The 9912-nt window shown below is 30.5% G+C and carries 8 protein-coding genes and 1 pseudogene; 8 read left to right on the forward strand and 1 reads right to left on the reverse strand.

The features are described 5' to 3' along the window. Positions 1 to 258, reverse strand: a pseudogene (locus EO083_RS10070) (transposase); the annotation flags it as partial. Between the two features lie 62 nt (positions 259 to 320). Here EO083_RS10070 and EO083_RS09460 point away from each other — a divergent pair. The 8 genes from EO083_RS09460 to EO083_RS09495 form a co-directional block, all read left to right on the forward strand. Continuing rightward, positions 321 to 2831, forward strand: coding sequence for a polysaccharide biosynthesis/export family protein (locus tag EO083_RS09460; RefSeq protein ID WP_126994179.1), 2511 nt, complete (start codon positions 321 to 323; stop codon positions 2829 to 2831). A gap of 23 nt (positions 2832 to 2854) precedes the next feature. After that, positions 2855 to 4819 (forward strand): exopolysaccharide transport family protein, encoded by a 1965-nt coding sequence (locus EO083_RS09465; RefSeq protein WP_126994181.1) that lies wholly within the window; start codon positions 2855 to 2857, stop codon positions 4817 to 4819. 50 nt (positions 4820 to 4869) lie between these two features. Further along, the gene (locus EO083_RS09470) at positions 4870 to 5946 is read left to right on the forward strand and encodes a TDP-N-acetylfucosamine:lipid II N-acetylfucosaminyltransferase (RefSeq protein WP_126994183.1); all 1077 of its coding nucleotides are present in this window, start codon (positions 4870 to 4872) and stop codon (positions 5944 to 5946) included. Next, on the forward strand, positions 5946 to 6818 hold the full coding sequence (gene rfbA, locus EO083_RS09475; protein WP_126994185.1) for a glucose-1-phosphate thymidylyltransferase RfbA: 873 nt from the start codon (positions 5946 to 5948) through the stop codon (positions 6816 to 6818). The genes EO083_RS09470 and rfbA overlap by 1 nt, the downstream gene beginning before the upstream one ends. After that, on the forward strand, positions 6815 to 7894 hold the full coding sequence (locus EO083_RS09480) for a DegT/DnrJ/EryC1/StrS family aminotransferase (RefSeq protein ID WP_126994187.1): 1080 nt from the start codon (positions 6815 to 6817) through the stop codon (positions 7892 to 7894). Before rfbA ends, EO083_RS09480 begins: the two co-directional genes overlap by 4 nt. 4 nt (positions 7895 to 7898) lie before the next feature. Further along, positions 7899 to 8471, forward strand: coding sequence for an acyltransferase (locus tag EO083_RS09485; protein ID WP_126994189.1), 573 nt, complete (start codon positions 7899 to 7901; stop codon positions 8469 to 8471). A gap of 4 nt (positions 8472 to 8475) precedes the next feature. After that, on the forward strand, positions 8476 to 9546 hold the full coding sequence (gene rfbB, locus EO083_RS09490) for a dTDP-glucose 4,6-dehydratase (protein ID WP_126994191.1): 1071 nt from the start codon (positions 8476 to 8478) through the stop codon (positions 9544 to 9546). A 63-nt stretch (positions 9547 to 9609) separates the two neighbouring features. Continuing rightward, positions 9610 to 9912: lipopolysaccharide biosynthesis protein (locus tag EO083_RS09495; protein WP_164723715.1), on the forward strand; the 303-nt coding region annotated here is incomplete at its 3' end.

The following is a 9912-nucleotide window of genomic DNA, read 5'->3' on the forward strand; positions in this document are numbered from 1 at the left end:
CCTCCAGGATGAATGACTGTTTTTTTTAGTGTCTCAATAACGATAGCTTGTTTACCAATAATTTGTTCAAGCTCTTGAATCTTTCTTTGATATTGTGCCACTTGAGAAGAATTGGAAGAATTTTCAAGTACAGACTTTGCACCAATACTTATCTCTCCACTTGTAATATTGCCCTTGGGAAATACCGTGTTCTTTGCAAAACTTAGAAAAATCTTTACTTTTATAAACTATTTTAATACTATTAATTAATAAAACAATCTATGCTATAATTATTTTGAAAATATAGGAATAAAAATAATTTTTTGCAGGAGGGCAAACATATGAAAAAACTTTTTGTTTTGCTTATTTTTTTGTTTGGTTTAAGTCTTTTTTCATACACTGTAAGAATAGGAGATACTTTAACAATTGAGGTTTTAAACCAACCTCAACTTTCAAGAACAGTTAAAGTAGCATTTGATGGGACTATTCCTTATCCATATGCTGGAAATATAATGGTTGCTGGAAAAACAGTTGAAGAAATTGCCCAAATACTAAAACCATATGCAGAAAAAGTTGTAAAAGATCCACAAATTACAGTTTACGTAGTTAAATATGCACCGATGCTAGTTTTTATCCAAGGAGCAGTTAACAAGGTATTTGATATTTCTGTTTATCCAGGCATAACTTTAACAAAGCTATTTTCTTTTGTTGGTATTTCAAAAGATTCAAACGTCGATTTTGAAAATGTTCAAATAAAACGTGGAGATAATATAATTTCAGTTAATCTTTTGCCATATTTTTATCAAGGAAAATTTGACGAAGATATAGTTTTAAAAGAAGGAGACATAATTTATATTCCACCTCTTTTGGATAGTAAAACAATAAAGGTAATGGGTGCATATACTCTTGAAATTCCATATGAACCTGGTATTAAATTGAGTAATGTTCTTTTAAAACTTGGACCACTAGATGAAAAATATGCAGATATCAAAAATGCAAAAGTATTTATAGATGGAAAAGTTATTGAAATTAATCTAAAAGAAGTTATTTCAAACAAAAAAGATATAGAACTTTCTGCAGGTTCAAGAATATATATTCCAAAAATTCCAAAATTTTACGTATATATTCAAGGATATGTAAAAAATAAAGGAGAGATAGAGTTTTTACCTGATGAGAAAAAGACCTTAAAAACATTACTTGCAAAAGCTGGTCTTTTAGATGAAGAAGTTGAAAATGAAGGTATGGTAGTAATTAACAATGAAACAAAATTAAAAGTTAAAGATGTAATTTTTGGAGAACAAGATTACAATCTAAATAAAGGAGATATTGTCCAGGTTTTATACGAACCATTTACTGTAAATGTAGTTGGTTTAAATGGTGGAAGTGTTACGCTGCTTCATAACGAGCCAAGGACTTTACCATATTTGATTAAAAAGATAGGAATAAGTCAACCTGAATCAATTGAATCTGTTCAAATAGTGAGAAATGGCAAAATCCAAGAGTTTAATATAAATAGCCTTATATATGAAAATCCTTCTATACCACTTGAAAAGTATGATACAGTTGTAATTAGAACTTCTCAAGAAAATGCAGTTTATTTAACAGGAGATGTCGCCTCATATGTGAGCTTTTCTTTGAATGAAAAAATAACACTTCAAAGAATACTAGCAAAAGTAGGACTTTCAGACTATAGAAAAATTGAAAGTGTTACATTAAATGGAGAAAAATTAGATTTTAATAAAGATATGGAGATAGAAAAAGGATCAATACTTAATGTAACTTTAAAAAAGCCTATTTATGTAACTGCAATGGGCTATATTAAAAACACAGGAACAGTCGAGTTTAGTTATGATGAAACGGCTGACCTTAAAACACTTTTTGGAAAACTTGGAGGATTGATTATTGGCCCAGATTTGTATTATACTTCTGATAAGGTATATATAATAAGGAATGGTCAAATTGTAAATTCACTGGATGCACAAAAGGTGTATGAAGGAAAAGAAAATGCAAAGCTTGAAAATAATGACTTTGTATTTGTAACTGAAAAAGGACCAAATTATGTTTATGTGTTTGGAAAAGGAATGCCAAATACTGTGGTTAAATTTACAAATTCTGAACCATTTGATTTTAAAACACTTATTTCAAAAATCGGTGGAATACAAGAAGGGATAAGTAAAACAGTTACTATTTTAAATGGTTCTACCAAGACAACATTTACATGGGATGAACATTCAAATATTAAACTTGAAAATGGTAGTACCATAATATTTGATGTTGATACAGAAAATTACGTATTTGTAGTAGATGAAAATGGTAAGGCAAATATGTTCTATCTTGATAAAGAAAATACAACACTTTATGAGATTATTAGTAAGGCAGAGATTGATAAAGGGTATAAATTTGTAAAACTTACAAGAGATGCAACAGAAAAAATAATTGATATTTCAAATATTGAGTACACTTTATCGTTTAATGTAAAACCAGGGGATATTATTAAGGTAATTGATGCTCCACAAAATATAGCATATGTGCTTGGTGAGGTTAATAATCCTGGAATTATTTCAGTAAACGAGGGAACGACTGTTCTTGAGGCAATAATTTCTGCAGGATACTTTAGTGCAAAAGCAGCACCTTCATCAGTTTACTTATACAAAGGTGGAATTGATGGAAAGGCAATAAAGGTTAACTTAAGTGGAGCAATTAAAGGTGGAAATATTGAAGAAAATCCAAGAGTTGAACCAGGAGACATAGTTTATGTACCAGCAGATGCATTTAAAACAGCACTTGACTGGGTGCCTATAATAAATAATTTAATAACACTTTATAATAACATCTATCAAATAGGAAAATAATAAAGTTAAGGGAGGACAAAAATATGGATAACAACCAAATAGACGAATTAACATTATCTGACATTCTAAAAATTTTTAAAAAGAGAAAATTCTGGTTCTGGAGTATCTTCATACTAACAATCCTTGCAACAGGAGTCTATTTATACTTTTTTGCAACTCCTATATATGAAATTTCAACTAAAGTTAAAATACCTGCAAAAAGTAGTGCACCATCACTTTCAGGAGCTGCATCATTAATATTGGGAGGAACAAGTCAGCCTGGGCTTTCAGATGAAATAGAGATTATAAAGAGTAGAAAAACACTTACTAAGGTTATTGAGCAATTAAATCTTCTTGATTATTTTAGAAATAAAGCAAAAGATAAAGAAGCAAAGAAAAATATAACCCTAAATTCTGTTATTTCAACTCTTCAGGAAAAAATAATATCAGTTCAACCTTTAAAAGATACATCATTTATTGAAATAAAAGTTAGTATGGATGATAAAGAGCTTGCTTACAAAATTTCCAAAGCACTTGTAGACGCATATACAGAAGTTTCAAAAGAGTTAAACAAGGATGAAAATACCTATATGATTGAGTTTATTGAGAAGCAACTTCCTATAACGGAAAAAGAATTATCCGAAATAGAAGAAAAAATAACTAATTTTAAAAAGACAAAATCAGTTCTTCCTTCAAAAGAAGCTGAAATCCTTCTCGACAGATTTTCTGAAATTGATAAACAATATTTATCTGCTCAGATAGAGTACAAGCAATTGAAGGCAAAACTAGAGGAATTAAAAAATAATGTTAGTTACGTAAAAGGTCTTATAGAAAAACTTGAGTATATTCCAAACAGTCCTATAATTTCAACTCTTAGAGGAAAACTTACTGACTATCAGATAGAGTATAACGCGCTTCTTCAAAAATACTCAGAAGATTCACCAGAAGTTGCTGAGTATAAAGCAAGAATCGAGGAGACTCAAAAAAAGATACAGGAAGAAATAAAAAATATTCTTTTAAGCCAATTAAACACAGATGATCCTATTTTAAGTTCTATTTCATCTGACCTTGTTTCTACTCAATCATCTGTCGAAATTTATAAATCATACCTAAGTGCTCTTTTAAGTGTAAGAGAAAACTTGGAAAAACAGATAAAAAATTTACCAGAGCTAGAACAAGAATATTTATCTTTGCAGAGAGATTATCAATTAAAACAAAATGCATATATTCTTTTAAAATCAAAGCTTGAAGAAGCAAAACTTACTAGGGCTGGGCTTAATTTAAATGTTCCTATAATTGTTGATGAGCCATTTATTCCTGAAAAGCCTGCAAAACCTAACAAAAAACTTACTTTAGCAATTGGTGGGGTTCTTGGAATTTTTCTTGGAATTTTGGCTGTGTTTTTATCAGAAGCAAGTGACAAAAAGATTAGAGATTCATTTGACATAGAAAAGCTTATTGAAAAAGAACCAATAGTTCTTGAAGGCAATAGCGATTTTACAAACTTGAAATTTTTGAACGATATTAAAACTATTGCGTTGAACTTACTTAAAGATGGAATACCAAAAACTATTGGCGTTACGAGCGTTGGAAATGCTGAAGAAAAGGATGATATTACTTTAAGACTTGCAGAATTTTTCTCTTCAACAGGTAATACTATTTTGGTTGATTTTGAAGGAAAATATATTTCAAGAGGCTTGAAAGGAACTGATAAGAGTAATATTTACAACTTCAAAGAAAATTTAGATGTATTTTCTGCTGCTAAAACATCTGAAACGTCTGAATTTTTGAAATTGGTTAATAATTTTGAAAAAGATTTTGAGAATATTAAGCAAAATTATGACTATATAATCTTTAACTTGCCAAATTATGAAAATCCTGATGTTTTGGCATTTGTAAAATACTGCGAAAAATTTGTTTTGATTGCAAAAAAAGATGTTAGTGAAAAAGAAAGCTTCTTAAAAGCATACACAGAGTTAAAAGAAGCAGTTGTTGTCCTAAAAAGATGATTTTTAATTATTCAAATAGTTCTCTAAATGGTATTTAGGAGGATTACGTATTGTATCTTCATATTTTGAATGATAATAAATATTCTGATAAATTTATAGAATTTATAAAAAACAATTTTTCTAATTCATTACACACTTTTGTAACATTTAGTAAACAGCCTAAGTATCTTGATAGAGGCAAGGTGGAGATAGTAGATATCTCTAAGCTGAGTCAAATAAGATGGTTATATAAAAAAATTTCTAATGCAGACAAGGTATTTTTACATTCACTTTTTCGTGGTGGAAAAAGTCTGATGTTATTTTTATTTAACAGGAAAAATCTTTCAAAGACCTACTGGGTAATATGGGGAGGAGACCTTTACAACTATTGGTTAAAAGATTCCCATTCAGTTAGAGAAAAAGTATTAGAAAGATTGAAGAGAAAATTAATAAAGAATATTTACGGAATAGTCGCGTTAGTACAAGAAGATTACTTGTTTGCAAAGGAAAAATACAAAACGAAAGCAAAATACTATTATGCATTTTATCCAAATCCAGTTGATTTTAAAATGCTAGATACATTTTCAGATCAAAAAAATAGAAAAGAAAAAACAATATTGATTGGGAATTCTGCAGCTCCAAGTAACAATCATTTTGAGATACTTGATGCATTGTATGAAAATAAACTTACTGACACCAAAATAATTTGTCCACTCTCCTACGGCAGTTCACAAGAATATGTAAAAAAAGTATATGGGTATGGAGTTAAACTATTTGGAGAAAACTTTATTGCATTAACAGAATTTCTCTCCGCGGAAGAGTATGCCGAAATATTAGCAAATGTAGATGTTGCAATATTTGCACATAGGAGGCAGCAAGCCCTTGGGAATATATTGGCACTTCTTTATCTTGGAAAGAAGGTATACATAAGAAGTGATATTTCATCTTGGTCATTTTTTAACAGACTTGGTATAAGAATATTTGATACTAAAAATATATTAGACGGTTCTGAGAAAGATATATTTACATTTGAAGAAAAGATTGCGAAAAAGAATAGAGAGAAAGTATTAAAAGAATTTTCAGAAGAGCGCTGCGTGCAACTTTGGAAAAATGTGTTTGAATCGAAATTGAACGGGGGAGATATGTAATGAAAGGGATAATACTTTCAGGGGGAAAGGCGACAAGGCTTTATCCAGCAACTATATCAGTAAGTAAACAACTATTACCGGTATATGATAAACCAATGATATATTACCCACTATCAATTTTATTATTTGCAGGGATAAGAGAAATACTTATAATAACCAATCCAGAATTTTTGCCGTTATACCAAAGATTACTTGGTGACGGTTCACAATTGGGAATAAAAATAACATATAAAGAGCAACTTAAACCAAGAGGGATAGCAGATGCATTTTTAGTAGGTGAAGAATTTATAGGTGATTCAAGTGTAGCACTTATATTAGGTGACAATCTATTCTTTGGTCAAAGCTTTGGTCAAACAGTGCAAAAAGCAGCTCAATTTAAAGATGGAGCTGTTGTATTTGCATATCCAGTGCGTAATCCAAAAGACTTTGGGGTAGTAGAATTTGATGAAAATGGAAAAGCAATATCGCTAGAGGAAAAGCCGGAAAAACCAAAATCGAATTGGGCAGTTCCTGGACTTTACTTTTATGACAATAATGTAGTAGAAATAGCAAAGAATCTAAAACCATCTTTGCGTGGGGAATTAGAAATTACTGATGTAAATAAAGAATATCTAAGGAAAGGTAAATTAAAGGTTATACCACTAGGCAGGGGAGTTGCGTGGCTTGATACAGGAACGCCAGAAGGATTACTTGAAGCATCAAACTTTGTAGCAACGATACAGAAAAGGCAAGGATTTTACATAGCATGTATAGAAGAAGTAGCGTATAGAATGGGGTATATAACAAGAGAGCAATTATATGAACTTGGGAAAAAACAAGAAAAAACAGATTATGGAAAATACATTTTGGAATTGGCTGGTGAAATAAAATGATTAATGTAACAAGAAGCATAATGCCTGATTTTGGAGAATATACACAGATGATAGAAAAGCTTTGGAAGACAAGATGGCTTACAAACAATGGAGAATATCTAGTGAAACTTGAAAAAGCATTAGAGGAGAGGTTCAATACAAAGTGCGCAGTAGTTTCAAACGGTACATTAGCATTATTAATTGCCATAGAGTTGTTCGATTTTCCGAAAGATTCTGAGATAATAACAACTCCGTTTACATTTGTGGCAACATCAAGTTCAATAATTTGGCAAAAATATAAACCAGTATTTGTGGATATAAACCCAGAAACATTTAACATAGACCCTAATGAAATTGAAAAAAAGATAACAGAAAATACAAGAGCAATATTAGCAGTACATGTTTTTGGGAACCCTTGTGATGTTGAAAAAATAGAAAAAATAGCAAAAAAACATAGATTAAAGATAATATATGATGCAGCACACTGTTTTGATGTTTATTATAAAGGAGAGTCTATTTATAAATTTGGGGATGTGTCAATAGCAAGTTTTCATGCAACAAAGGTATTTCATACAATAGAGGGTGGGGCAATATTTTCAGATAATGATGAATTAATAAGGAAAGCAAAAAGATTAAGAAACTTTGGTTTTAATGAAGAAATAGAAATAGCAGATAAAGGGATAAATGCAAAGATGAATGAATTTCAGGCAGCAATGGGATTATTAAATTTAGAAATAGTAGAAAAAGAAATAAAAAAACGCAAAAAAATTTATGAAAGCTACAAAGAGAAATTAAAAAGATTAGTAAAATTTCAAAAATTATCAAGTAATATAACAAAATACAATTACATATACATGCCTGTTTTATTTGAAAATCAAGAGCAAAGAGAAAAAGCATATAGAGAACTAAAAGAGAGAGGTTACAACACACGAAAATACTTTTTTCCATCGTTAGATACAGTGTTTAGTCAAGAAAGTCAATGTACAATATCGCAAGATATCTCAAAGAGGATTTTACATTTGCCGTTGTATGGTGATTTAGAAGAAAAACATGTTGAAAAAATATGTGCAACAATAGAAAAAGTTGTTAGGGGGTAAATATATGAAAACGAGTTTTTATACACCCGAGGAATTGAAAGAATTAGGGTTCAAATCAATAGGGAAGAATGTTTTAATAAGTAAAAAAGCTTCGATATATAAGCCAGAATTAATTGAGATAGGAGATAATGTTAGGATAGATGACTTTTGCATTTTGTCAGGGAAGATAAAACTTGGAAGTTTCATACACATAGCAGCAGGTTGTTATTTGTTTGCTGGAGAAGCAGGAATAATCATGGAAGATTTTAGTGGTTTATCAAGTAGAGTAAGTGTTTATGCAATAACAGATGATTACTCGGGAGAATTTTTAACGAATCCAATGGTACCAGAAAAATACAGAAGCATTATATCTGAACCAGTGATTATAAAAAAACATGGATTGATCGGAACAGGTGCGACAATACTTCCAGGCGTTACGATAGGAGAAGGAGCAGCGGTGGGGAGCATGGCACTAGTAAATAAAGACATACCTGAATGGACTATTGCGGTTGGGATACCTGCAAAGCCAGTAAAGGAAAGAAAAAAAGACTTACTTGAACTTGAAAAAAGATTATATGAAGAATTAAAGTTGAGGTGATTATGTGAAATTATTAGTTACGGGATGCTGTGGATTTATAGGAAGCAACTTTGTTTATTATTATCTTGAAAAATACAAAGAATCTCAAATAATAGGTTTAGATAAGCTTACATATGCTGGGAATCTGGATAATTTATCAAAACTAAGAGATGAACAGAAGAAGAGATTTAAATTCGTAAAAGGAGATATTAACAATTCTGAATTAATCGAGTATTTAATCGATAAGTATGATATAGATGTAATAGTAAACTTTGCAGCAGAAAGTCACGTGGATAGGTCAATATATAATCCAAGAGAATTTTTAGAAACAAATGTACTTGGGGTACAGACATTATTGGATGTTGCAAAGAAAAAATGGAATAAAGATGGAAAATGGATAAATGGAAAGAAATTTATTCAAATATCGACAGATGAAGTATATGGGACACTAGGGCCGAGTGGGAAATTTACAGAAAAGACTCCGATTAGTCCTAGAAGTCCATATTCAGCGAGCAAAGCATCAGCCGATTTGCTTGTTCTGGCATATTATGAGACATATGGAATGCCGGTAAATATTACTAGATGTTCAAATAATTATGGGCCATATCAATTTCCCGAGAAATTAATACCGTTGATGATATTAAATGCTTTAGAACATAAGAACCTTCCGATTTATGGAGATGGAAGGCAGATACGAGATTGGATACATGTGCTTGATCATTGTAGGGCAATAGATTTAGTGATTGAAAGAGGAAAAATAGGAGAAGTATACAACGTAGGAGCAGATAATGAATGGGAGAACATAAAGATAGTGAAAAAAATAATAGAAATTTTGAGAGAGTATACGAAGGATGAAGAAATAAATGAGAATCTTATAAAGCATGTAAAAGATAGGCCAGGGCATGATAGAAGGTATGCAATAGATAGTAGAAAAATCCAGCAGGAGCTTGGTTGGAAGCCAGAAATAACGTTTGAAAAAGGGTTGAGAGATACAGTAAAGTGGTATTTAGAAAATAAGGAGTGGGTAGAAAAAATTAGAAGTGGAGAATACAGAGATTGGTATGAAAAACATTATGTGTCTGAAAAAAAGATTTGATAGATAGGCAAAAGCATAATTAAAAATAAATAATAATAAGATCAGGAGTGAGTTTTTTTGGCGATGAAGAATTATATAAAAATGTTTTTTTCATTTTCTATAGGAACTTGGGTTAGAGCAATAATTGGTTTTTTCTCTACTCCTATTATTAGTTATCTTATTCTTCCTGAAGAATTTGGAAGAGCCTCAATGTTTACATTGGCCTATAATATAGCGCTACTTGTTACTTTACTCGGGCTAGATCAAAGCTTTGTAAGGTACTACTATGAAGAAGAAGATAAAAATAATGTCTTTTGGTCTTGTCTTTTTCCTTCAGTTATTTTAGGATTCCTTGTTTCTCTATTTTTTATAGTTTTTGAAAAATCG

Origin of the sequence: Thermosipho globiformans (assembly GCF_003990895.1) — a bacterium.
In the GTDB taxonomy this organism is placed as follows: domain Bacteria; phylum Thermotogota; class Thermotogae; order Thermotogales; family Fervidobacteriaceae; genus Thermosipho; species Thermosipho japonicus.